This window comes from Pseudomonas sp. CFBP 13727 (genome assembly GCF_014841915.1).
In the GTDB taxonomy this organism is placed as follows: domain Bacteria; phylum Pseudomonadota; class Gammaproteobacteria; order Pseudomonadales; family Pseudomonadaceae; genus Aquipseudomonas; species Aquipseudomonas baltica.
In genome coordinates this window covers 72,629-94,927 of sequence record NZ_JACYUT010000001.1, presented here as the reverse complement: position 1 = coordinate 94,927, position 22,299 = coordinate 72,629, and the positions used below count along the sequence as shown (strand labels likewise).

General features: G+C 61.3%; 20 protein-coding genes. 13 read left to right on the top strand and 7 right to left on the bottom strand.

Annotated elements, in window-relative coordinates; translation table 11 throughout:
• The first annotated feature begins 165 nt into the window (after positions 1–165).
• Positions 166–1,884 (top strand): thiamine pyrophosphate-dependent enzyme, encoded by a 1,719-nt coding sequence (locus IFT76_RS00415; RefSeq protein ID WP_122478091.1) that lies wholly within the window; start codon positions 166–168, stop codon positions 1,882–1,884.
• 237 nt (positions 1,885–2,121) lie between these two features.
• Here IFT76_RS00415 and aroQ read toward each other — a convergent pair whose 3' ends face one another.
• The 3 genes from aroQ to IFT76_RS00400 all read right to left on the bottom strand — a co-directional run bounded on the left by aroQ (position 2,122) and on the right by IFT76_RS00400 (position 4,535).
• A complete protein-coding gene (aroQ, locus tag IFT76_RS00410) occupies positions 2,122–2,574 on the bottom strand; it encodes a type II 3-dehydroquinate dehydratase (protein ID WP_122478089.1) in 453 nt (150 codons plus the stop codon).
• 212 nt (positions 2,575–2,786) lie between these two features.
• Complete coding sequence (locus tag IFT76_RS00405) at positions 2,787–3,134, bottom strand: hypothetical protein (protein ID WP_122478087.1); 348 nt, start codon at positions 3,132–3,134, stop codon at positions 2,787–2,789.
• 258 nt (positions 3,135–3,392) lie between these two features.
• A complete protein-coding gene (locus tag IFT76_RS00400) occupies positions 3,393–4,535 on the bottom strand; it encodes a cysteine desulfurase family protein (protein WP_192057082.1) in 1,143 nt (380 codons plus the stop codon).
• Positions 4,536–4,718: 183 nt separating this feature from the next.
• On the opposite strand from IFT76_RS00400, the gene IFT76_RS00395 reads away from it, so the two are divergent.
• The gene (locus tag IFT76_RS00395; protein ID WP_192057081.1) at positions 4,719–5,186 is read left to right on the top strand and encodes an Lrp/AsnC ligand binding domain-containing protein; all 468 of its coding nucleotides are present in this window, start codon (positions 4,719–4,721) and stop codon (positions 5,184–5,186) included.
• 140 nt (positions 5,187–5,326) lie between these two features.
• On the opposite strand, the gene IFT76_RS00390 is transcribed toward IFT76_RS00395, so the two are convergent.
• Both IFT76_RS00390 and IFT76_RS00385 read right to left on the bottom strand, forming a co-directional pair.
• Positions 5,327–5,650 (bottom strand): RcnB family protein, encoded by a 324-nt coding sequence (locus IFT76_RS00390; RefSeq protein WP_192056013.1) that lies wholly within the window; start codon positions 5,648–5,650, stop codon positions 5,327–5,329.
• Between the two features lie 138 nt (positions 5,651–5,788).
• Positions 5,789–6,868: a site-specific integrase gene (locus IFT76_RS00385; protein ID WP_192057080.1), complete on the bottom strand. Its 1,080-nt coding sequence runs from the start codon at positions 6,866–6,868 to the stop codon at positions 5,789–5,791.
• Positions 6,869–6,955: 87 nt separating this feature from the next.
• Here IFT76_RS00385 and IFT76_RS00380 point away from each other — a divergent pair, with 87 nt between their 5' ends.
• The 10 genes from IFT76_RS00380 (at position 6,956) to IFT76_RS00335 (ending at position 17,620) form a co-directional block, all read left to right on the top strand.
• On the top strand, positions 6,956–7,936 hold the full coding sequence (locus tag IFT76_RS00380; RefSeq protein ID WP_192056009.1) for a DNA-binding protein: 981 nt from the start codon (positions 6,956–6,958) through the stop codon (positions 7,934–7,936).
• Between the two features lie 129 nt (positions 7,937–8,065).
• Complete coding sequence (locus tag IFT76_RS00375; RefSeq protein ID WP_192057079.1) at positions 8,066–9,706, top strand: AMP-binding protein; 1,641 nt, start codon at positions 8,066–8,068, stop codon at positions 9,704–9,706.
• A 15-nt stretch (positions 9,707–9,721) separates the two neighbouring features.
• Positions 9,722–10,483, top strand: coding sequence for an SDR family NAD(P)-dependent oxidoreductase (locus tag IFT76_RS00370; RefSeq protein WP_122478076.1), 762 nt, complete (start codon positions 9,722–9,724; stop codon positions 10,481–10,483).
• A gap of 32 nt (positions 10,484–10,515) precedes the next feature.
• On the top strand, positions 10,516–11,703 hold the full coding sequence (locus IFT76_RS00365; RefSeq protein WP_192057078.1) for an acetyl-CoA C-acyltransferase: 1,188 nt from the start codon (positions 10,516–10,518) through the stop codon (positions 11,701–11,703).
• A gap of 129 nt (positions 11,704–11,832) precedes the next feature.
• Positions 11,833–12,882 carry an AraC family transcriptional regulator gene (locus tag IFT76_RS00360; protein ID WP_342365556.1) on the top strand — a complete coding sequence of 350 codons (1,050 nt, stop codon included), beginning with the start codon at positions 11,833–11,835 and terminating at the stop codon, positions 12,880–12,882.
• 183 nt (positions 12,883–13,065) lie between these two features.
• Complete coding sequence (locus IFT76_RS00355) at positions 13,066–14,031, top strand: amino acid ABC transporter permease (RefSeq protein ID WP_122478073.1); 966 nt, start codon at positions 13,066–13,068, stop codon at positions 14,029–14,031.
• Between the two features lie 18 nt (positions 14,032–14,049).
• The gene (locus IFT76_RS00350) at positions 14,050–14,820 is read left to right on the top strand and encodes an amino acid ABC transporter ATP-binding protein (RefSeq protein WP_192057077.1); all 771 of its coding nucleotides are present in this window, start codon (positions 14,050–14,052) and stop codon (positions 14,818–14,820) included.
• Between the two features lie 97 nt (positions 14,821–14,917).
• The gene (locus IFT76_RS00345; RefSeq protein ID WP_122797613.1) at positions 14,918–15,757 is read left to right on the top strand and encodes a transporter substrate-binding domain-containing protein; all 840 of its coding nucleotides are present in this window, start codon (positions 14,918–14,920) and stop codon (positions 15,755–15,757) included.
• A gap of 66 nt (positions 15,758–15,823) precedes the next feature.
• Complete coding sequence (locus tag IFT76_RS00340) at positions 15,824–17,122, top strand: NAD(P)/FAD-dependent oxidoreductase (RefSeq protein WP_192057076.1); 1,299 nt, start codon at positions 15,824–15,826, stop codon at positions 17,120–17,122.
• Between the two features lie 27 nt (positions 17,123–17,149).
• Positions 17,150–17,620, top strand: coding sequence for an Lrp/AsnC family transcriptional regulator (locus IFT76_RS00335; RefSeq protein WP_122478066.1), 471 nt, complete (start codon positions 17,150–17,152; stop codon positions 17,618–17,620).
• Between the two features lie 102 nt (positions 17,621–17,722).
• Here IFT76_RS00335 and IFT76_RS00330 read toward each other — a convergent pair whose 3' ends face one another.
• Both IFT76_RS00330 and IFT76_RS00325 read right to left on the bottom strand, forming a co-directional pair.
• Entirely contained in the window at positions 17,723–18,115 is a 393-nt protein-coding gene (locus IFT76_RS00330) for a hypothetical protein (protein ID WP_192056002.1), read from the bottom strand.
• Between the two features lie 2,162 nt (positions 18,116–20,277).
• Positions 20,278–21,258, bottom strand: coding sequence for an aldo/keto reductase (locus IFT76_RS00325; protein ID WP_192057075.1), 981 nt, complete (start codon positions 21,256–21,258; stop codon positions 20,278–20,280).
• A gap of 133 nt (positions 21,259–21,391) precedes the next feature.
• Here IFT76_RS00325 and IFT76_RS00320 point away from each other — a divergent pair, with 133 nt between their 5' ends.
• Positions 21,392–22,285, top strand: coding sequence for a LysR family transcriptional regulator (locus tag IFT76_RS00320; RefSeq protein WP_192057074.1), 894 nt, complete (start codon positions 21,392–21,394; stop codon positions 22,283–22,285).
• Positions 22,286–22,299: the final 14 nt, after the last annotated feature.

Genomic DNA, 22,299 nt, shown 5'->3' with positions numbered 1-22,299 from the left:
GCAATGGCCTTGAACACTGAAAAAGGCCGCCAATAAAGCATGATCCTGCGCGCCGGGCAACGTCGTCGACCGGTCATGCGGTTGCAGCTCGGCGGCACCAGCCGGGCTGAACTCCCTGCGCGAGCTCAAGCCTAAGCAGCATGACTCTTTGACCAGGAGGCCTCCATGGCCAGCAAGAAAGTAGCCGACATCGTGATCCAGACCCTGCAGCAGGCCGGGGTTCGCAACTGCTACGGCATCGTCGGCGACACGCTCAACCACGTCACCGACGCGATCAAGCGCAGCGAGATCGAATGGGTCCACGTGCGCCATGAAGAAGCTGCGGCATTCGCCGCGGGCGCAGAGTCGTTCATCAGCGGTCGACTGACGGCCTGCGCCGGTTCCTGCGGCCCTGGTGGCCTGCATTTCATCAACGGTATCTTCGAAGCCCAGCGCAACAAGGCGCCCATGGTGCTGATTGCCAGCCAGATCGTGACCAGCGAGCTGGGCATGGACTTTCCCCAGGAAGTGGACTTCAAGGCCATCTACGGCAGTTGCACGGTGTTCTGCGAACAGGTGTACACGCCGGAGCAGGCGCGCCGAGTGACTACCCTGGCCGCGCAAACCGCCTTGAACGAAGGGGGAGTGGCGGTGATCATCCTGCCATCGGACATCAGTGCTGCGGAGGTCAAGAATGACCGCCCGTTCAGCGTTCACCAGCCTCGTCCGGTACTGCAACCCAGCCCCGACGAACTGGCTGGGATCGCCGCCATTCTTGCCGAAGGCAAGAAGATCGCAATCTACGCCGGGGTCGGCTGTGAAGGTGCCCACGACGAGCTGATCGAGCTGGCTCACCGACTCAAGGCGCCCATTGCCCACACCTCACGGGCCAAGGACTTCGTCGAATACGACAACCCATACAACATGGGCATGACCGGCGTGTTCGGGGTTGAATCCGGCTACCACGCGATGATGGAGTGCGACACCCTGCTGCTGCTGGGCGCCGACTTCGCCTGGGGCCAGTTCTACCCGCAGAATGCGCGGATCGTTCAGGTCGACCGCAAAGGCGCTCACTTGGGTCGTCGCCACCCGATCGAACTGGGGGTGGTGGGCGACGTCCTGCCGACCTTGCAGGCGTTGTTGCCACTGCTGGCCGAGCGTAGCGAACACAGCTTCCTGGAAGACTGCCTGAAGGTGCGGCAGAAAACCTTGAAGACCCTGGCCCATGACCAGCGCCATACCGACGGGCATCTGATTCACCCGCAGTACCTGACCCACCTGTTGGACAAACACGCCAGCGAAGACGCGCTGTTCACCGCCGACGGTGGCTCACCCATGGTCTGGGTGCTGCGTCACATCAACACCAACGGTCAGCGCCGTACGCTCACCAGCCTGCGCCACGGCACCATGGCCAATGCCATGCCCCAGGCACTGGGCCTGCAGAAAGCCTACCCGCAACGCCAGGTCATTTCGCTGTCGGGCGACGGTGGCTTGGCCATGCTGCTGGGTGATCTGCTCACAGCCGTTCAGGAAAAGCTGCCGATCAAGGTGGTGGTGTTCAACAACAGTTCATTGAACTTCGTCCAGATCGAACAGAAAGTTGAAGGCTTGTTGGATAACTTCACCGACCTGCACAACCCGGACTTCGCCAAGTTGGCTGAAGTCATGGGCTTCTACGGTGAGCAGGTGTCCGATGGCGCCAGCCTCGAAGCGGCGGTGCAGCGCTTCCTGAACCATCCTGGCCCGGCGCTGCTGGATGTAAAGGTCAATCCCGAAGAACTGGTGATGCCACCGAAGATCGAGTTCTCGCAGGTGTCCAATATGGCCCTGTATTCGGCCAAGGCCATGCTCAGCGGTCGCGCCGACGATGTGGCGCACATGCTGGTCGACAACTTCATCAAGTAGATGCTCGCGAGCGAGTGTGACCAGGCCGCCGAGTCAGACTCGGCGGCCTATTTGTTTTCCTTGCTCTCTTTATGGATCAGGTACATGACGTAACCGAACGAACCCAGGGTCGCGGTTATGATGGTCAACATGATCACACCGTCCATGACACACCTCCAGAAAATGAAATTTCGTTCAGGTGACTATGAGCGTTGGAGGCAAGTAAAAACAGATTCAGAAAGCGGTAAAAAAACCGGATCAGATGGCCGTCTTGCCGCCGAGCAGTTTGCCGAAGTGGGCAATGGCCAGCTTGTAGCCGTGGGTACCGAAGCCGGCAATGACGCCCACCGCTACCTTCGATACGAATGATTGATGGCGGAATTCCTCGCGCCGATGAACGTTGGAAATATGCACTTCCAGCACTGGCACTTCGCAGGCAATCAGGGCGTCATGAATGGCGATCGAGGTATGGGTCCAGGCGCCCGGGTTGATGACGATGCCGGCAACGCGCTGGCGGGCCTGATGGATCCAGTCGATCATCTGTCCTTCATGATTGGTCTGGCGGCATTCGACCGCAAAGCCCAGTTCCTGTCCGCTCTGCACGGCCATGGCTTCGACATCGGCCAGGGTTTCATGGCCGTAGACCGCAGGTTCGCGCAAACCCAGCATGTTGAGATTGGGGCCGTTGAGTACGAGGATGATCTGGGACATGAGGCTTCCTGGTCAGATGGGATCGAGCCGTGCGGGCAAGGCGCCGCACTGGGGCGATGGGACCGGAAGAATACCGAAAAAGACGCTGTATGTGAGGGATGTGAAAACGGGTGGCATGTCCTGATGCGGTTGTACGCACCTTGTGACACCCACCCGCCTTCGATTTCGGTAACGCTGACGGCAGGGGCAGCTGATGCCCGTCTGCCTCAGGATCAGTTACCGCTCGTGCCGCCTGCGCCGCTGCCTGCACCTTTGCCCGAGCTTGCGCCGTTACCGGAACCCGAACCCATCGAGCCACTGTTGGCGCCGCTGCTGTTGCCGGTGCCGTTGCTGAATGTGCCCTGGCCGTTCGGGGTACCCGACGTGGTGCTGCCGCTGCTGCTGTTGGCATCGTTTGCGCGGCCGTTGCCCATCTGGTTGCCAGTGCGGGTGTCGGTGCTGGTGCTTGGAGTCGAAGGGGTAGGTTCCTTGCCTGGAGGCACCGAACCGGCCAACGCATACATACTGGTAGCAGACAGCAGGCCAACGAGGGCAAAGCGAGTGATCGTGCGAGTGACCATGGTATTTCTCCGTTATAGGAATCGGTACGAAGATTTGGGCATCGGATTGCCATCGTCGGTGCCCTGAAGCCGACGAACGGTAGTTTGGAGAGTTTCTGATGCTCCCAGAGCGGGTTATGGCTACGAACCCTTCATCGTGGGACGTTAGTCACTGCGCGGCGCCCTTTTCGCGGCCGCGGACCACTCCTACGGGATGCTCATGCCGTCGGAGCGGTCTGTGGCCGCGAAAAGAACGACGCGGTTACCAGACCCTCGATTTCACCAGAATGGCGCGGGGGCCTGCAGAGCGGCGGCGATCACGGCAATGGCCTGGTCGACATCCTCCTGAGTGCTGTAGCGGCCCAGACTCACTCGCAAGCTGTTCACAGCCTGAGCCTGGCTCAAGCCCAGTGCCAGCAACACGTGGGATGCCGTGGCACTTGCCGAATTGCAGGCGGAGGTCGACGACACCGCGATACGGCCAGCAACGGCCTGCATTGAAAAAGACGGGCTGGCGATGCAGACGTTCAAGGTATGGGGAATCCGCTGCTCCGCGCAGCCATTGAGCGTCACACCGGTCAACGCCAGCAACCCTTCGCGCAGGCCCTGGGCCAGTTGCGCGATGTGCGCGTTATCAGCGTGCATCTGCGCCGAGGCCTGGGCAAATGCCGCACCCATGCCAACGATCTGGTGGGTGGGCAAGGTGCCCGAGCGCAGGCCCTGCTCATGGCCACCCCCATGCATCTGGGCGTGCAACGAAGGTCGCGCTCGCGGTCCGACGTACAGGGCGCCGATGCCCTTGGGGCCGTAAAGCTTGTGCGCCGACAGGGACAGCAGGTCGATGGCCATGCCGGACAAATCGATGTCGACCTTGCCGGCCGCCTGGGCGGCGTCCACATGGAGCAGTGCGCCGTGGTCCTTCACCAGCTGCGCGACTCGGGCGATATCGGTCAGGGTGCCCAGTTCGTTGTTGACCCACATCAGCGACACCACCCGGGTATTGGCTCGCAGCGCTCGAGCAACGGCCTCCGGTTGGATGAGGCCGTTGGCGTCCGGAGTGAGCCAGGTGACTTCGCAGCCAGCGGCGTGTTGCTCGCGCACGGTGTCGATGACGGCCTTGTGCTCCAGCACGCTGGTGACGATATGGTCACCCGGACGGGTGCAGCCCTTGATCGCCAGGTTGTTCGACTCGGTCGCGCCTGAAGTCCAGACGATGTCTTCGGCGGGAGCATTGAGCAGTTCCGCCACTTGCCGCCTGGCCAATTCGACGGCTTGGCGTGCCTGCTGGCCGTAGGCGTGGGCACTCGATGCAGGGTTGCCGAACAGCGCATCGCGCCCCATGCAGGCGAGCATGGCTTTGACCACGTGATCGTCGATGGGCGTGGTGGCGGCGTAATCCAGGTATACGGGGAGGGCGGGCATGGCGTGTCGACCAGGTCTGATTCGGTGCTGCCTATGTTAGCCATGCATGGAGGGAAAAAAATTGACTTCTACGCTAGCCCAACCTGATTTAGAGCAAAGAATTTGCCTAGAGTGGCCGTAAAAGAGAATAACATTGCATCCCGTGCTTACCCCTATCAACCACTCAAGCAGGCCTGACCCACCGTGGACAAGTTCGACATGGCAATCCTCGAGATACTTCAGGCCGATTGCACCCGCCCGTTGGCAGACATTGCCGAGCAGATTGGTCTGGGTGGTACCGCCTGCTGGCGCCGCATACAGAAGATGGAACAGCAGGGCGTGATCACCCAGCGGGTCGCACTGCTCGATGCCAGCGAGTTGAATGTGGCCGTGACGGTGTTCGCCGAACTGCGCACGCAGCGACACAATGCCCAGTGGCTGGCTGACTTCCATACCGTTATCGGCGAACTGCCCGAGGTCGTGGAATGCTATCGAATGGCAGGGGATACGGACTACATGCTGCGCATCGTGGTGCCTGATATTGCCGGGTACGATGCTGTGTACAAGCGACTGATCCAGGTAGAAGGCATCACCGACATCAGCTCGACCTTTGCCATGGAGCGCATCAAGTCGACCACGCTGCTACCGTTGCACTATGTCAGACGCACCTAGCCCATAACGCCTGATAGACCGCGTCGCCCGTTTCGCGGCCACAGACCGCTCCTACCTGTAGGAGCGGTCACCGGCCGCGAAGAAACAACGCGTCATTACCGGCCCAGACATCTTGGAATACCCGGACTAGAGCGCAAATCTCACTTCTTGACCGAAGACTTGTCGATCATTTCCACGATGGTGCCGTTCGGGATGTTCACGCGTACGTACTTGTCCTTGATCTCGACCCACTGTTCATTCTCTTCAGGCTGCACCAGGCCGTGCTTGGCCGGGTCGATCGCCAGTTCCTTGCGCTTGTAGGAATCCGGCACCTTGTCGCCTTCCTTGATTTCGTGCATGCCATTGCCCGGACGATCCAGGGTCACGCTTTCTTCCTTGGTGTCGGTCTGGGCTGCGAAGGCAGGCACACTCAGTGCGCACAGGGCAGCAAGAGCGAGGCGGGGCAGCAGCTTGGAAGTGGTCATGATAATTATCCTTGATGGTCGAATAAGGCTCTGGTTCAGCCAAAATGTCAGCGTTGACATGCTATTGACCGGCGCCGGAGCCGATGTTTCCGCAGAAGTTTCAACATCCGGTTGCGACATCCTTGTCTTGGCCTGGAGCTAGTCGTCGCCCTTGATCAGGTCCGCCGCCTTGCTCCCCAGCAGCGACCCGGCCTGGAAGTAACCCATCACCGTCGCCACGCTGCGGTGCTCGGTCATCGCCATCACGTCCCCCAACGGCACGCCCTGGCGACCGGCCTCGGTGACGAAGCCCGAGCGCAAGCTGTGTGCCGCCCAATCCCCCTCCAGGCCTGCGAGTTTGGCCCGCCGCTTGACGATGCGGGCCACCTGGTCGCCGCCAAGCCCCTGGCTGGCCACCTTGTCGCCACGGTACAGACGTCGGAACAGCGGACCTGTAGTCGCCGGCGCGGCGGCCAACCACGCGGCCAGCGCATGGGCGGCAGGGCCGCGCAACGGTTTCTCGCGCCGTGCGCCGGCTGTATCGGTCTTGGTAGCGCCCAGGCTATAGACCCAAGTGTCTACATCCAGCCGACGCACGTCGCCCACCTGCAGCGCGACCACTTCGGAGCGGCGTCTGCCGCCGCCACTCCAGGCCAGCAGGAGCAGGGCGCGGTCACGTATGCCGCGCACGCCGTCCGTGCAGGTGGCCAGCATGGCCTGCAGGGGCTCCAGGGCAATGGCGGTTTTCTTGCGCACGGTCACGCCCTGACGTACCTGGGCCTTCTGCGCGCTGCGCAGCAGCGTTTTCAGCGCAGGCGTAACGGTCGGGCTGTCCCAGCCCTTGACCCGGTGCCACTTGCCCAGCACCGCCAGCCGATGCTGAACGGTGCTGTAGGCCAGAGGACCCAGGCGGGACTTGGCTCTGCCATCGACCAGTGCCTGGTCGATGGCAACCGGCAGCAAGTGACTCCAGCTGTCGTCCTCGACAGGTCGCGCCAGATGATCAAGGACGAACTGAATCGCCACGGCTGCAGGCAGCGGCGCATCTCCCAGCACCTGTCCATAGCGCAACTTCAACCACGCCGACCAATAGCTCAGTGCGCTGCGATAGCTGCGGACCGTGTTGGCAGCGGTTCCTGCTGCGATGAACGCTTGAGCCGCGTGTGCAGTGTTTTCTGCCAGAAAGTGCAGATCCAGGGGCTGGGTTTCGATTAGCGCAACATCAAATGTATTTTTCATTACGTTCAACGTATTATAATTTAGGAATTCGTTATTTAGAGTCGGATAATCTTTTATTATCATACCTAATACAGTGGAGTGTGTGGCATGGCAGTGGGCGTACCGGAAACCGACGTATTTGCCGCAGCGGACGCCGTGCTGGCCCGCGGCGAGCGGCCGACCGTAGAACGCGTGCGCCTCGAGCTGGGCCGCGGTAGCCCGGCGCGAGTAGGCGCTTTGCTCGATCAGTGGTGGGAGCAACTGGCGCAACGGCTGCGGGGCGAGACCCGCCTGCCGGGGCTGCCTGCCGAGGTGGCGCAGGCATTCGTGGCCGTCTGGCAACAGGCAAGCGTGCTCGCCCAAGGGGTGGTCGAACACTCGGTCGCGGCCCAGCGCGAAGTATTGGCGGCCGAATACGAGCGGGTTGCAGGGGTGGAAGAACAGGCCCGCCGCGATATCGCACTGGCCCGGCGGCAGGTGAGCGAGGCTGAAACGGCCCGGGAAAACGCCGCAACCCGGCTGGCCGACCTGGACAAGCTGTTGGCGCAGCGTCAGGTGCAGATCGAAGACTTGCAGCAGCAGCGTGTCGAACTGCAAGGCGCGCGAAGCGAGCTGCAAGCCGATGTTGCGGCCTTGCAACAGGCCTTGCGCGATCAGCGGCAGCAGGCCGAGCACAATCGCCTGGCCCAGGAGGCCTACGTGCGCGGCGTCGAGGAGCGCTCGCACCGTGAGGTCGACCGCGCCCGTGAAGACCTGAAAACGCGCCACCTCGAAGCTCGCGAGCAACAGAAACAGCTCGAAGCCTTGCAAAAGCGTCTGGAGGAAACCCGCAGCGCGCTCGGTGACGCGCAACTTCAGGCAGCCGCCAGGGAAGCACGGTCGGCGCTGGCCGCCGAGCAGGGGCAACACGCGCTGCAGCAGCTCGAAACCCAGCTGCGAAGTGCCCGCGAGGCGCAGGAGGCGGCGTTGCAGGCCGCCACCGCGCAGCAAGCGCGCGCCGACACCCTGGAACAACAGCTGATCCAGCAACACGCACTCAAGCCAAGGCGCAGCAGAGTCAGGAAACCTGATCCGGCCCCTGGTGGCTAAACCGCTCACTCAGCCTGAGCGCTGACAACATTGTCGCGAAGCCGTCCGCGGATCACTATCGAGCGGTGCCCTTGAGGTCGCAACGAGCCCAGATCAACAAGATCCCATAACAACAAGCAGGGACATGTGATGCGCGATTATTCCAGTACCGCCCAGGCTTTCGATTACCTGGACACCGCCGCGCAGGATCTGCACGGCACCCTCGATCAGCTCAACGCCTGCGTCGAATGCTGCGATCGCCACCTCGGCCAGCAGACGGTTGCCCTGTATTGCGAGTCGCAGCACGGCGTTGCCACCCAGTACACCTTCGAACAACTCCAGGCCCATGCAGCGCAGTTCGGCAATTTTCTGCGCAGCCAGGGCGTCAAGCCCGGTGATCGCATTGCCGGGTTGATGCCTCGCACTGTCGAACTGCTGATTGCCATACTGGGCACCTGGCGCATCGGCGCCGTCTATCAGCCCTTGTTCACCGCCTTCGGCCCCAAGGCCATCGAACAGCGCCTGCAGTGTTCGCAGGCGCGCTGGGTCGTCACCGACCTGCACAATCGCCCCAAGCTCGATGAGGTCGAATGCCGACCCAGCGTGTTGACCGTGGGCTGCGCTTCGCCGATTGCGGATGAACAGGATTTCTGGACCGCCCTCCAGCAGCAGAGCGACGAGTGCCCGCCGACGCTGCTCGATGGCAATGCGCCGTTCATGCTGATGTGTACCTCGGGTACCACCGGTCCCGCCAAACCCCTGGAAGTGCCACTGCGGGCGCTGCTGGCGTTCAAGGGTTACCTGCGCGACGCCGTGCAATTGCGCGCCGAAGATCGCTTCTGGAACCTGGCCGATCCGGGCTGGGCCTACGGGCTTTACTATGCGGTCGCCGGTCCGCTGGCTTTGGGGCATGCCACGCTGTTCTACGACGGCGGCTTCACCGTGGACAGCACGTGCCGGGTGATCGACAAGTACGCGATCACCAACCTCGCCGGGTCGCCCACCGCGTACCGCATGCTGATTGCGGCCGGCGAACGTTTCGCGGCCGGTGTGCGCGGCCGTCTGCGCATCGCCAGCAGTGCCGGCGAGCCGCTCAATCCGCAGGTGATCCGCTGGTTCGCCGAGCAGCTGGGTGTGGTGGTGCATGACCACTATGGCCAGACCGAGCTGGGCATGGTCCTGTGCAACCATCACGGTCTCGACCATCCCGTTCGCGAGGGCTCTGCCGGCTTTGCCGTGCCCGGCCATCGCATCGTGGTGCTCGACGCTCGGTTGCAGGAGTTGGAAGCCGGACAACCGGGCGTGCTCGCCGTGGATCGCGAACGCTCGCCGCTGTGCTGGTTCGGCGGCTACCTGGGCATGCCGACCAAGGCGTTCAAAGGCAAGTATTACCTGAGCGGTGACACGGTAGAGCTCAATGCGGACGGCAGCATCAGTTTTGTTGGCCGCAATGACGATGTCATCACCACTTCAGGCTATCGGGTGGGGCCGTTCGACGTGGAAAGCGCGTTGATCGAACACCCTGCCGTGGTCGAGGCCGCCGTCGTCGGCAAACCGGATGCCGAGCGTACCGAAGTGATCAAGGCGTTCGTGGTGTTGCAGGCAGGTTTCGAAGCCGGCCCCGAGTTGGCCGAGACCCTGCGCCTGCACGTCCGCCAGCGGCTGGCGGCCCATGCCTATCCGCGGGAAATCGAATTCGTCGAGCAGCTGCCGAAAACGCCGAGTGGCAAATTGCAGCGCTTCATCCTGCGCAACCAGGAAATCGCCAAGCAGCAGGCGCCCAGCGCCTGACAGGGAGACAGCTTCATGCACATTCAAGACAAGGTATTCATGGTCAGCGGCGCCGCCTCCGGCCTGGGCGCCGCCACCGCGCGGATGCTTGCCCGGGCTGGCGCCCGTTTGCTGCTGGTCGACCTCAACGCCGAGGCACTGCAGGCCCAGGCGAGCGAACTGGAGGCAGCGTTCGCGGTAGCCGACATCACCCAGGCCGACGCCGCCCAGGCGGCCGTGGACATGGCCCTGCACAGCTTTGGCGAACTGCACGGCCTGGTCAATTGCGCCGGCGTGGTCGCCGGCGAGAAGATCCTCGGCAAGCAGGGCGCCCATTCGCTGGAGAGCTTCAGCCGCATCATCAACATCAACCTGATCGGTACCTTCAACCTGCTGCGCCTGGCCGCCGAGGCCATTGCCAAGAGCACTGCAAACGCCGAGGGCGAACGCGGGGTGATCATCAACACCGCCTCGGTGGCTGCCTTCGATGGGCAGGTCGGCCAGGCAGCCTATGCCGCTTCCAAGGGCGCGGTGGCGAGCATGACCTTGCCGGCGGCGCGCGAGCTGGCCCGCTATGGCATTCGCGTGATGACCATCGCGCCAGGCATTTTCGAGACGCCGATGATGGCCGGCATGAGCGACGACGTACGCGCCGCGCTGAGCGCCGACGTGCCGTTTCCGCCGCGCCTGGGCAAGCCGGACGAATACGCGGCACTGGTGTGCCACATCATAGAAAACAGCATGCTCAACGGCGAGGTGATCCGTCTCGACGGCGCGCTGCGCATGGCGGCCAAGTGAGCCGGGGCAGGGCAGATCGAGGGAGAACACCCATGCATGAAGATCCGATCGTTATCGTCAGTGCCGTACGCACGCCCATGGGCGGGTTCCAGGGCGATTTGCGCAGCCTGACCGCACCGCAATTGGGCGCCGCCGCCATCGCCGCCGCCGTCGAGCGTGCCGGTGTCGATGCCAGTGCCGTCGACCAGGTGCTGTTCGGCTGCGTGCTGCCGGCCGGGCTCGGCCAGGCACCGGCGCGGCAGGCGGCACTCGGTGCCGGGCTGTCCCACGCTACCACCTGCACCACCTTGAACAAGATGTGCGGGTCGGGCATGCAGGCCATGATCATGGGGCATGACGCATTGTTGGCGGGCAGTGCCCGCGTGGTCGTGGCCGGTGGCATGGAAAGCATGTCCAACGCGCCGTATCTGCTGGACCGCGCGCGCGACGGCTATCGCATGGGGCATGGCCGGGTACTCGACCACATGTTCCTCGATGGCCTGGAAGACGCCTACGAACCCGGACGACTGATGGGCACCTTCGCCGAAGACTGCGCCCAGGCCCACGGTTTCAGTCGTCAGGTACAGGATGAATTCGCCCTGGCTTCGCTGACCCGCGCGCGCCAGGCCATCGCCGATGGCAGCTTCGCTTCGCAGATCGTGCCGGTGCAAGTGATGCGCAACAAACAGCCGCTGCTGATCAGCGACGACGAGCAACCGCCCAAGGCCAATCCGGAGAAGATCGCCTCGCTCAGGCCTGCGTTTCGCGAGGGTGGCACGGTAACGGCGGCCAATTCCAGCTCCATTTCCGATGGCGCCGCCGCGCTGGTGCTGATGCGTCGCAGCCAGGCGCAGGCACGTGGCCTCGAACCGCTGGCGATCATCCACGGGCACGCGGCCTTCGCCGACGCCCCGCACCTGTTTCCGGTCGCGCCCATCGGCGCCATCCGCAAGCTGGTGGACAGCACCGGGTGGGCGTTGGACGAGGTCGACCTGTTCGAGATCAACGAGGCCTTCGCCGTGGTCACCCTGGCCGCCATGCAAGCGCTGGAATTGCCGGCGCACAAAGTCAACGTCAATGGCGGCGCCTGCGCACTCGGTCACCCCATCGGTGCATCGGGTGCCCGTATCGTCGTCACGCTGCTGGCAGCACTGCGCCAGCGCAAACTGCGGCGCGGCATCGCCGCGATCTGTATTGGCGGCGGTGAAGCAACGGCCATTGCCGTCGAATGCGTCTACTAGGCAGGTCTTTGGTCAGGATGCTTGCTCGGCGCCAACGGATGGATTAGAACTGACGGCCGCAAGGGTAGGGCAATGAGTGCCCTACAGGCCGTTCGGTCCGTTTCGCCCAGAAGCGGTTAGCGAGGATGAGTGAACCTGACCCGAAACCCGCTCGACGCTCCATCGCTGCGCGATACGATCTCGATTCACCTGGTGCGTGAAGCCGTGCGTGACTGTCATCTGCCCCTGCAGCCGTTGCTGCAGTCGGCGGGTATCGACCCCATGCTGCTGGGCAATGACCAGGCTCGGATCCCGGTGCACAGCTACGCTCGGCTCTGGCGACAACTGGCCAGGGCGCTCGACGACGAATTCTTCGGCATGGACGCGCGGCCCTTGCGGCGCGGCAGCTTCGCGTTTCTGTGCCGAGCCTGCATGCATCAGCCCACGGTAGGCGCCGCGCTGCAGCGCGCCCTGGAGTTCCTCGCACTGATGCTGGCCGCCTACGACGGGCGTCTGGCGACCCAGCAGTCGCTGGCCGAGATCGTCATCCACGAGCACAGCGCTGAACCCAAACGGGCGTTTTCCTGCTTCACCTATTGGATGATCGTGCATGGCATCGCCTGCTGGCTGGCGGGACGGCGCATTCCGATTCTGGCCATGGAACTGCGCGGGCCGGCGCCTCGCTACGTAGGCGATTATCAGGTGATGTTCTCGCCCAACCTGCGCTTCGAACGACCCCGCACCCGGCTCATCTTCGCCGCCGAGCACCTGGACATTCCCGTGCGGCGCAGTGCGACCGAGTTGAGGCGTTTTCTTGCCCGTGCCCCGGCCAACATCCTGGTGCGCTACCGCGATCCGGACAGCCTCGGCTGGCGCATACGCCAGAGGCTGCGCAATCTGCCGGCCGCAGAGTTTCCCGCCATCGAGACCATGGCCAGCCAGTGCGGTGCTTCGGTGGCCACGCTGCGTCGGCGCCTGGCCGAGGAGGGCGCTGGCTACCAGGCGCTCAAGGACAGCGTGCGCCGGGAACGCGCAGTGCTCTGGCTGGCCGAGCCGCAAGCGACCTTCGAAGACATCGCCGAGCGCCTGGGCTTCGCCGACGCCAGTTCCTTCTACAAAGCGTTTCGCAAGTGGACCGGCGCAAGCCCCGGCCACTATCGCAGCCTCATCCTCGATGGGGTTGGCCCAGACCGCGCCTAGCCAGGCCGTACCAGTGACGTGGAAAATGCCACCGGAGCGGCGAATCGTTCGCGCTTTACTGCGTTTGTCAGGGCCTGCCCGCCAAATCTGCCGGATCCACCATCGAATCAATGCAAAGCGCAGGGTGCTCGCCAGCGTTTTGCGCGCCCATAATGAAAACACAACAACAAAGGTGTCCATGCCATGTTCAAGGACCACATCGTCAAGCCCCGCGCCACCGACAACCTGACGTTCATGGGTACCGTGGCTGCCGTCACCTTCGCCGTCACGCTGTTCGCCGGCCTCGGCGAGAGCGGCCTCGGCCGTCTGATGGCGCCGATCCTGCTGGACCTGCACGCACCGCTGGCCCGTGACGTGGCCGTGGCTGTCACCTTCACCCTGACGCTGGTGCTGAACCTGTTCGTGTTGGGGCGGTTCCCCTTGCGGGCGCAGATCATCACGGTGTGGTGCGAACTGTTGCTGATGTTCCTGCTGTTCTTCGACACCTTCGACCTTTCCTACGCGTTCATCGCCACCAAAGTCGGTTTCATGATCACCCAAGGGGTGTTCACGACGGTGTACGTTTCGGCCATCTCCATTGCCATCGCGTTCGTACTCGCCTTGCTGGGCGCCACCGCGCGCCTGTCGTCCAACGGTTTCGCCATCGCGATCGCCAGCTTCTACACCTCGTTCTTCCGTGGCGTGCCGCTGCTGATCCAGATCTACCTTATCTATCTGGGCATCCCGCAACTGGGCTATGTGGTCGGTGCCGTGCCGGCCGGCATCCTGGCGCTGTCGCTGTGCTACGGCGCGTACATGACCGAAATCTTCCGCGCCGGCATCAGCAGCATTCCGCGTGGGCAATGGGAAGCGTCGCGGGCCATTGGCCTGTCGCCACTGCAAACCATGTTGCGGGTGATTCTGCCGCAGTCCATGCGCCTGATCATCCCGCCCACCGGCAACCAGTTCATCTCCATGCTCAAGGACAGCTCGCTGGTGTCGGTGATCGGCGTCTGGGAGTTGATGTTTCTGGCACGCACCCAGGGCCGCGCGGAGTTTCGCCATCTGGAGATGCTGATCACCGCCGCGGTGCTGTACTGGTTGCTGTCGATCGTTCTGGAAACGGTCCAGGCCCGCCTGGAAAAACACTTCAACCGTGCCCACCGCTGAGCCGTCCAGGAGCTTGAGATGAATCGATCGAACGTTGCCCACGATCTTCCCCAGCAGGCCGGTGTTCGCGTGCGCAAGCTGAACAAATGGTATGGCGAGTTCCACGTGCTCAAGGATATCGACCTGCATATTGCCAGCGGCGAGATCGTGGTCATCTGCGGGCCCTCGGGCTCGGGCAAGTCGACGCTGATCCGCTGCCTGAACCTGCTGGAAGACTTTCAGCAGGGCGAGGTGATCATCGGCGACACCCCGCTCACCCGCAGTGCCGCCTGCGTGGCCGGCATACGCCGCCAGGTCGGCATGGTCTTTCAGCAATTCAACCTGTTTCCGCACCTGACCGTGCTCGACAACCTGATGCTGGGACCGCGGCTGGTCAGCCGGCTGAGCGATGCCGACGCCCGTGCCCTGGCCCATGAATACCTGGAACGCGTGCGCATCGGCAACCAGGCCGACAAATACCCGGGCCAGTTGTCCGGTGGCCAGCAACAGCGCGTGGCCATTGCCCGGGCGCTGTGCATGCGCCCGCGCATCATGCTCTTCGACGAACCCACCTCGGCGCTCGACCCCGAGATGGTCAAGGAGGTGCTCGACGTAATGGGCGAGCTGGCCGAGGACGGCATCACCATGCTCTGCGTGACTCATGAAATGGGCTTCGCCCGCCGCGTGGCCGACCGGATCATCTTCATGGACCAGGGGTGCATCATCGAAGAGGCCAAACCGCAGGATTTCTTCGATAACCCAAGACACGAACGTGCGCGCGAGTTCCTTTCGCAGATTCTCAGCCACTGAGCGCGCGAGCTGCGCGCCGGAACCGGTCACGGATTCACCCATGCTGCACACGCCACAAGAACGATAACCGCGTACCGCTGCTCTCTGGAGGTTCACCATGACGTCGCTGACCCGCTTGTTCACCGCCGCCGCACTGGCCGGCGTCTTCACGGCCGGAGCCGGGGTTGCCTGGGCAGGCACCACCCTGGACCGCATCAACTCGACCAAGGTCATGAAAGTGGCCACGGCGGCCAACTGGCCACCGCAATCGTTCCTGGGGCCGGACAATGCCCTGCAGGGCTTCGACATCGACGTGGCCACCGAGATCGGCAAGCGCCTGGGCAGCAAGGTGGCGTTCGTCACGCCCGAGTACGGCATCATCACCGCCGGGCGCTGGTCGAACCGCTGGGACATTTCGGTAGGGTCGATGACCCCGACCCGTGAGCGGGGCAGGGTGCTCGACTTCCCTGCGGTCTACTACTACACCCCGTACGTGTTCGCCGTGCACAAGGCCGCCGCCGGCACCAAGACCGCCGACCTCAACGGCAAGATCATCGGCGTCGAGGCCGGCACCACGTCCGAGGACTACATCAACCGCCGGCTGACCATCGATGCGGCCGACGTGCCGTCCTTCACCTACGACGTCGAGCCTGGCGAGGTAAAAACCTACGGCGACAGCATGGGCCCGCTGGACGACCTGCGCATGGGCAACGGGGTGCGCCTCAACGCTACCTTGTCCGCACTGCCGACCATCAGTGCCGCCATCAAGAATGGCTACCCGATCGTCCAGGTCGAGGGCAAGCCGGCCTATTACGAACCCCTGGCCATCGCCGTCGACAAGGGCGACGACGCCTTCAACGGTGCGCTGACCAAGATCGTCGATGAGATGAAAGCCGACGGCACCCTCAAGCGACTTTCCGAAAAATGGTACGGCGCCGACCTCACCAAGGTGCAGTGACCTGCCAGCGTGCCGTGTGCCGGGAGCACACGGCACGCACCCGCCCGATGAAGGATGACGGACCTCATGTTCAGCTATATCGACAACTATTACACCGCGACCATGCGCGAGGCACCCGTGCGGCCGCCGCTCGCCGGCAAGGTCTGCGTCGATGTGTGCATCGTCGGCGGCGGCCTGGCAGGGCTGAGCACCGCCTGGGAGTTGGTGTCGCGCGGCAAGTCCGTGGTGGTGCTGGAGGCGGCGAGGGTGGCCTGGGGCGCTTCCGGGCGCAACGGCGGGTTCGTCTTGCAAGGCTGGTCCGAAGGTCTCTCGGCCATCGAGCAGCGCTGCGGCAAGGATACGGCTGCCGACCTGTTCAAGCTGTCCCTGGAAGGCGTGGACAGCGTGCGCGAGACCATTGAGCGGCATTCACTGCCGGGTTGTGCACCCAGCCGGGGCAAGCTGAGCGTCAGCCGCTTCGACAACGCGGACAGCCTCCAGCGATTCAGCGAGCGCATGGAGCGAGATTTCGGCTTCACCCTGGATTACCTCAACCGCGACACCCTGCGCACCCTGCTCGATACCGATCGCTACCACCAAGGGCTGCGCGACACCCACGGTTTCCATTTCCACCCACTGAACTATTGCCTGGGCCTGGCCGACCTGATCGAGCAAAAAGGTGGGGTGATCCATGAGCAGTGCGCCATGCTCCAGGTCGACAGCCGAGCCGGGCGCTCCCAAGTGTCAACGGCCCACGGCAGCGTCGATTGCGTCGATGTGGTGTACTGCTGCGGCGGCTACGGCGGCCCGGAATTCGGCAAGTTGCACCGTGCCTTCCTGCCCATCGCCACCTACGTAGTGCTCACCGAACCGCTGGGCGCACGCCTGCAGCAGGCAGTGCGTACCACTGAAGCCGTCGGCGATTCTCGGCGAGCCTCGGATTACTACCGTATCGTGGATGGCGATCGGCTGCTGTGGGGCGGCCACATCACCACCCACAACCTGCAAGACGAGCAGCGTCTGGCGCAACTGCTCAGCGCCGATATCCTCGATGTCTACCCACAGCTGCAAGGCCTGAAAATCGACAAGGCCTGGTCTGGACTGATGGGCTACGCGAGGCACAAAATGCCCCACATCGGCCCCTTGGGCCCCGGACTGTGGTCCTGCGCATCGTTCGGCGGGCACGGCATGAACACCGCGCCGGCCGGGGGGAGAGTGATTGCCGAGGCCATCTGCGGCGAATCGGACCGCTACCGCTTGTTCGACCGCTACGGGCTGCAGTGGAACGGGGGCCCATTCGGCCCCCCGGCGGCGCAATTGGTGTATACCGGGTTGAAGATCATGGACAAGTTCCAGGAACGAAACGCCGGCGCAGGGCCGCGCTAACTCTTTTACAGGCAAGGTCGACACGGCATGGACGCACACCCACCCGGCACATTGTTCAATCTCACCGAGAACGACCGGCAACTGCTGGCGTTGCTGCAAGCCAACGCCCGCGAGCCGACCGCTTCACTGGCGCGCAAACTCGGTGTGTCGCGCTCCTCGGTGCAGGAGCGTATCCAGCGGCTGGAGAAAGCCGGCGTCATCACCGGCTACAGCGTGCGCATCGACCACGACCGGATACAGCCCACCATCAACTGCTTCACCATGACCTCCTGCACCAACAAGAGCTACACCGACGTCATGACCACCTTGCGCAAGATCGAGGCAGTGCAGGCTGTGTACGCGGTGTCCGGGGAGTCCGACTTCATCATTCACCTGGCCACCGGGACACTGGGCGAACTCAACGCCGAGCTGACCCGGATCAACATGATCAAGGGCGTGGCGCACACGGCTTCGCACATCGTGATGGAGACCAAGTTCAGTCGGAAGCTGAGCGTGTAGGAGGGTGGATGCCCGGTGAATGATTCACCGGGCAGGATGGATAACGTAAGCGCGCATTGGCGCCTGGCCATTTTTCACACAGGTAGCTAGTTCTCGGCATTATCAGCGAGCAAAACGATTATTCGTTGTCCCTTTGACACTGTCGACGAACCAAAACCATCGTTCATCGGCTTTGACAATGTTGCATTCTTCGCCATACGCCGAATAGGTCACGCAAATCACATCGCCCGTGATCTTCCAACTCCCTTTAGCTTCAGGCATTCCAGTCATATTGATTTTGGCTGCTCCATCGGCTGTGAGAATCTCGGAAAAAGATTGACCATTTGACGTTACACTTTGATGTGAGCGTCCTACGAATTGGCTGGCAATGTCGTTACCGCTGAGTTTTGCGGCACCAGGGGGCGCCAGCGAGTGCGCGTCCATTGCCGGGTTGCCTCCGCTAGTGGCGCAGCCCAGCAATAATGCAGTGAGTGCAGCGGTACAGATCGCTTTCATGAGTCATTCCTCTCTTCAAAAAAGGTATGAGCCATTTGCACTGGAGAGAACATTATCAACAACGCACCACTGACATGCCCAGAAAATCGGCTGAGCAGATATCCATACAACTGACTCGGGGTGAGTCTAGCACCCCATGTCGCACCTGCAATTTTGGGGGTAGGAGTACATCCAAGAGGCCACAGCGCAAACTCAGCCTAACAGCATAACTCTACTAAATGACTATTTAGTAGAGTTAGCGTGTTTTACCCGATTTTAGCATCATGATAGGGTGCTTTCCACTCTATTGATGTCGCTGACGCCGACTGGCTGATCCACGCCAAGCCGCTAGCATTCAGGCGGTTAGCCATCCAAGCGGCAGAATCAGAAAACCGCCCAGTATCTCGGCGTCAAATTTCCCCTGGCCTGACCAGCACGGTTGGTCAAGGGTTGTTTGCGTCGTATGGAACGAACACTCCACAGCGTTCGTGCAGCTGGCTGATCAACGCATAGGGCTCGTGTTGTGAGCGATTGCGCATGGCTTTGGCTCATCCGGTTCAGGTGTCTGATAACGCATCCTGTAGCCTGGCGGCCATCGCTGGACCAAGCTGAACAGACGGTACGTAGTATGGAGGACTGCATGTCCTGGCGGACAAGCGATGATCCCAGATCGCGCATGCCAAGCTTGTTGATTACCACGCAAGGCATGGATTGATCTGCAGCTACGTATTGTGAATGTGGGCATAGAACGCTTGCACAGGTGAAAAGCCTTCAGGCAACCAGGAGGGTTCAGCCCAACAGCGTCTAGTGAGCGTAGTTTCCGCAAGCCAAGGGATGGACGTAGCTGGACCGCACGAATGGCAGGTTCATGGCAAAGGCCGATCCCTGGCTTGCAGAGCCAACCCTGCTGTGGGGATTGCAAGATACCGTATTACGCATAATGTATATTATGTTAAATAGCATAAGTGTAGGCTTTCTATGAGGAACTGGCTTACCGTTCAGCGCCCACTCGTCATGAGTCTCCACGATGAATCCCCCATGACGTTTTTAGGCCCTCTGCACTGCCCCGGCTGACCTGGCAGCCATGACTTGGTTACTTGGCTAACCCAGCAGACTGGATTCCAAGATCGTCACCACAAGATGCTTTGCCCGATCATAGAGTCGATGATGCACTGGAGTTGGTCAATCCGAAGGATAGCCTTGGCTGATTGGGGCAGCGCCGACGCATGAGCTTTTATAGAGTTCATCATGAGACCGCCCATTGCCTGGGTCACGACACCGGGCTGTAGTCGGTATTCCAAAAAGACTCGGGGGAATTTTGCAGCCAAGCCTCTTGATCCGCTATGGCGTCCGATCATCCGACAGACTCTCTCTGGCGATGATCCAGGTCTGAGCTCTAAACACCATCGGATTTGATGCGCGGCGTCGATGCTTATGGTTACGGCAGCCTCATCGAAAAGAATCGGCAAAGCGCGCAGGTCTTATTCCCAACAGCTTCGTCTCGCAGGATGTCGGGTCTAACGACAGTGTTTGGCCAGATATCGGTATTTGCCAAGACATATCCAAATTCCACTGGTTTCAGACTTACTGAGGTGTACAGAGTAGATTGTCAAAGCATGGGAACCGAAGCGACTGGTTCGCCTCCTACCGTGCTATCTGAGCCTATGGCCTGGCACCCTCCTCTACGTCGGCCGCAGTGATGGATCAATGAGGCGCCCCCCCAAGGGTCGCTAGCGTGCACCTAGCTTTTGAATAGTCGATCTGAAATCCATTGGACGTTCCGGGCCGCCAGCGTCATTACTAGGAAGTTTGACGACAGAAAGGCCCCCTGCCCGTTTACCTCTTGAGCTTCAACGCTAAATCCTGCGCGCAATGGGTGATTTCGCCAGCCCTTGGGGTGTTTTCTACCGCCAGCATCAGCTTGCCTTTGAAAATGGTAGACAAATCCTCCACGCGAGAGAAATCCTGAACGGTTTCCGCCCACTCGTAGTTCGTTTCAGTCGGGTATTAGTTCTCGCCATGAATAAACACGCAGTCCTGGGCGTGGTAACCGGCACCGAGATCTAGCGAGCATCGCGCAAGCCAAGGGCGATGAGGGGCCTTTCTTTTGGCACCGTCCAGATAACTGGGAAACGAGGGTGTGACGGTGCCCCGAAGAAACACCGTCAGGCGCTGAAGAACGATTAACGGTTGATGGTTTTCATCATTTGCGCGGTATAACGCTCACCTTGTACAGGCACCTCGGCCAGAACCTCACCAAGTTCGCGAAGGTCTTCTACGGTCAACTCCACGGTTGCTCCGCCTACGTTCTCTTCAAGGCGATGCAGCTTGGTAGTACCTGGTATAGGCGCAATCCACGGCTTTTGTGCCAGCAGCCAAGCCAGCGCAATCTGGGCGGGGGTGGCTTGCTTGCGGTGGGCGATTTCACCGATCAGGGTGACGAGATGGTGGTTGGCCTCGCGGGCACCGTCAGCAAAACGAGGCAGATTGTTCCGGACATCGCCGTTGGAGAAGGTCGTGCCGGCATTAATTTTCCCGGTCAAAAAACCTTTGCCCAATGGACTGAAGGGAATGAAGCCAATCCCGAGCGCTTCGAGGGTTGGCATAATTACCTGTTCAGGCTCACGGGTGAACATTGAATACTCACTTTGAAGTGCCGACAGCGGCTGCACCGCATGGGCGCGACGGATAGCATCTACGCCGGCTTCACACATGCCAAAGTACTTGACCTTGCCTTCGGTGATGAGGTCGCGCACGGCCCCGGCAACATCTTCCATAGGCACGTTTGGATCGACGCGATGTTGGTAAAACAGGTCAATGCAGTCGGTCTTCAAGCGCTTGAGTGATTCTTCCGCCACTTGGCGGATGCGCTCAGGTCGACTGTCCAGCCCTGCGGCGGGAGTGCCGCCCTTAAAACCGAATTTTGTCGCAATGACGATCTGCTCGCGAAATGGTTGAACGGCTTCGCCAACCATTTCTTCGTTGACTTGCCCATAAGCTTCTGCCGAATCGAAGTGGGTGACGCCACGCTCAAAGGCCGCCCGGATGAGTTTGATTGCGTCCGCTTTGTCAGTGGCGGTGCCATAGCCGAATGTCAGGCCCATGCAGCCCAGGCCAATGGCTGACACTTCGAGGCCGTTGCTGCCGATTTTGCGCTTATGCATCATCCATCTCCTTTTGTGGGTGTTGGAAATCAACCCACAAATTGTTTGGTTATTGGGGATGCAGCGACTTTATAAACATCTCCCCCATTAAAGAAGTGGCATACTGCGATAACCGGTATGAGGTTAATTCATAATGCCACAGAACGATTTCAACAGCCTTGCGGTGTTCATCACCGTTGCGCGCGAGCGCAGTTTCACCAAGGCTGCGGCCCATTTGGGCGTGTCCCAATCTGCTATTAGCCATAGCATTCGCAGTCTTGAGGAACGTCTTGGTATTCGCTTGCTGGCTCGAACCACACGCGGCGCGTCGCCGACCGAAGCCGGCGAGCGATTGCTTGTGAGCCTTGTGCCCTACTACGAGGGGATAGAAGCCGAAATTGCCGCGTTAGGAGAGCTGCGTGACAAACCGGCCGGAACTATCCGGATCACCTCGCCCGACCATGCGGCATCTACCATTCTCTGGCCGAAACTCTCTAGGTTGCTGCCGGAATATCCCGATCTGACTCTAGAGATCAACATCGGCTACCGGTTAATCGATATCGTCGCTGAACGCTTCGACGCCGGAGTGCGTATAGGCGATCAAGTGGCAAAGGACATGATCGCAGTCAGGATTTCCCCTGACTTTCGAATGGCTGTGGTGGGGGCGCCGAGTTACTTTGCTCATCGTGCGAAACCACAGATTCCCCAAGACCTGACAACTCATAACTGCGCGAACCTGCGTTTGCCCACTCATGGTGGTTTGTATGCCTGGGAGTTTTCCAAGGCCGGCAAGGCGCTACAGGTTCAGGTGTCTGGCCAGATGATCTTTAGCAATTCACCCCAAATAATGGCCGCCGCTCTGCAAGGATACGGGTTGGCATATGCACCGGAGGATCTTGTCCAGGCATATGTCGAGGATGGTCGGTTGATCCGTGTTCTTGAAGACTGGTCGCCAACTTTTCCTGGATATCACCTATATTATCCGAGCCGCAGGCAGTCACTGCCAGCCTTTGCACTGATAGTCAATGCGCTCCGCTACAAGAGTTAAACGACTAAGTATTT

Excerpts from the sequence above, each read along its gene's own strand:
- IFT76_RS00415 (WP_122478091.1), top strand. The coding sequence starts at position 166 with ATGGCCAGCAAGAAAGTAGCCGACATCGTGATCCAGACCCTGCAGCAG.
- aroQ (WP_122478089.1), bottom strand. The coding sequence starts at position 2,574 with ATGTCCCAGATCATCCTCGTACTCAACGGCCCCAATCTCAACATGCTG.
- IFT76_RS00405 (WP_122478087.1), bottom strand. The coding sequence starts at position 3,134 with ATGGTCACTCGCACGATCACTCGCTTTGCCCTCGTTGGCCTGCTGTCT.
- IFT76_RS00400 (WP_192057082.1), bottom strand. The coding sequence starts at position 4,535 with ATGCCCGCCCTCCCCGTATACCTGGATTACGCCGCCACCACGCCCATC.
- IFT76_RS00390 (WP_192056013.1), bottom strand. The coding sequence starts at position 5,650 with ATGACCACTTCCAAGCTGCTGCCCCGCCTCGCTCTTGCTGCCCTGTGC.
- IFT76_RS00385 (WP_192057080.1), bottom strand. The coding sequence starts at position 6,868 with ATGAAAAATACATTTGATGTTGCGCTAATCGAAACCCAGCCCCTGGAT.
- IFT76_RS00380 (WP_192056009.1), top strand. The coding sequence starts at position 6,956 with ATGGCAGTGGGCGTACCGGAAACCGACGTATTTGCCGCAGCGGACGCC.
- IFT76_RS00375 (WP_192057079.1), top strand. The coding sequence starts at position 8,066 with ATGCGCGATTATTCCAGTACCGCCCAGGCTTTCGATTACCTGGACACC.
- IFT76_RS00370 (WP_122478076.1), top strand. The coding sequence starts at position 9,722 with ATGCACATTCAAGACAAGGTATTCATGGTCAGCGGCGCCGCCTCCGGC.
- IFT76_RS00365 (WP_192057078.1), top strand. The coding sequence starts at position 10,516 with ATGCATGAAGATCCGATCGTTATCGTCAGTGCCGTACGCACGCCCATG.
- IFT76_RS00355 (WP_122478073.1), top strand. The coding sequence starts at position 13,066 with ATGTTCAAGGACCACATCGTCAAGCCCCGCGCCACCGACAACCTGACG.
- IFT76_RS00350 (WP_192057077.1), top strand. The coding sequence starts at position 14,050 with ATGAATCGATCGAACGTTGCCCACGATCTTCCCCAGCAGGCCGGTGTT.
- IFT76_RS00345 (WP_122797613.1), top strand. The coding sequence starts at position 14,918 with ATGACGTCGCTGACCCGCTTGTTCACCGCCGCCGCACTGGCCGGCGTC.
- IFT76_RS00340 (WP_192057076.1), top strand. The coding sequence starts at position 15,824 with ATGTTCAGCTATATCGACAACTATTACACCGCGACCATGCGCGAGGCA.
- IFT76_RS00335 (WP_122478066.1), top strand. The coding sequence starts at position 17,150 with ATGGACGCACACCCACCCGGCACATTGTTCAATCTCACCGAGAACGAC.
- IFT76_RS00330 (WP_192056002.1), bottom strand. The coding sequence starts at position 18,115 with ATGAAAGCGATCTGTACCGCTGCACTCACTGCATTATTGCTGGGCTGC.
- IFT76_RS00325 (WP_192057075.1), bottom strand. The coding sequence starts at position 21,258 with ATGCATAAGCGCAAAATCGGCAGCAACGGCCTCGAAGTGTCAGCCATT.
- IFT76_RS00320 (WP_192057074.1), top strand. The coding sequence starts at position 21,392 with ATGCCACAGAACGATTTCAACAGCCTTGCGGTGTTCATCACCGTTGCG.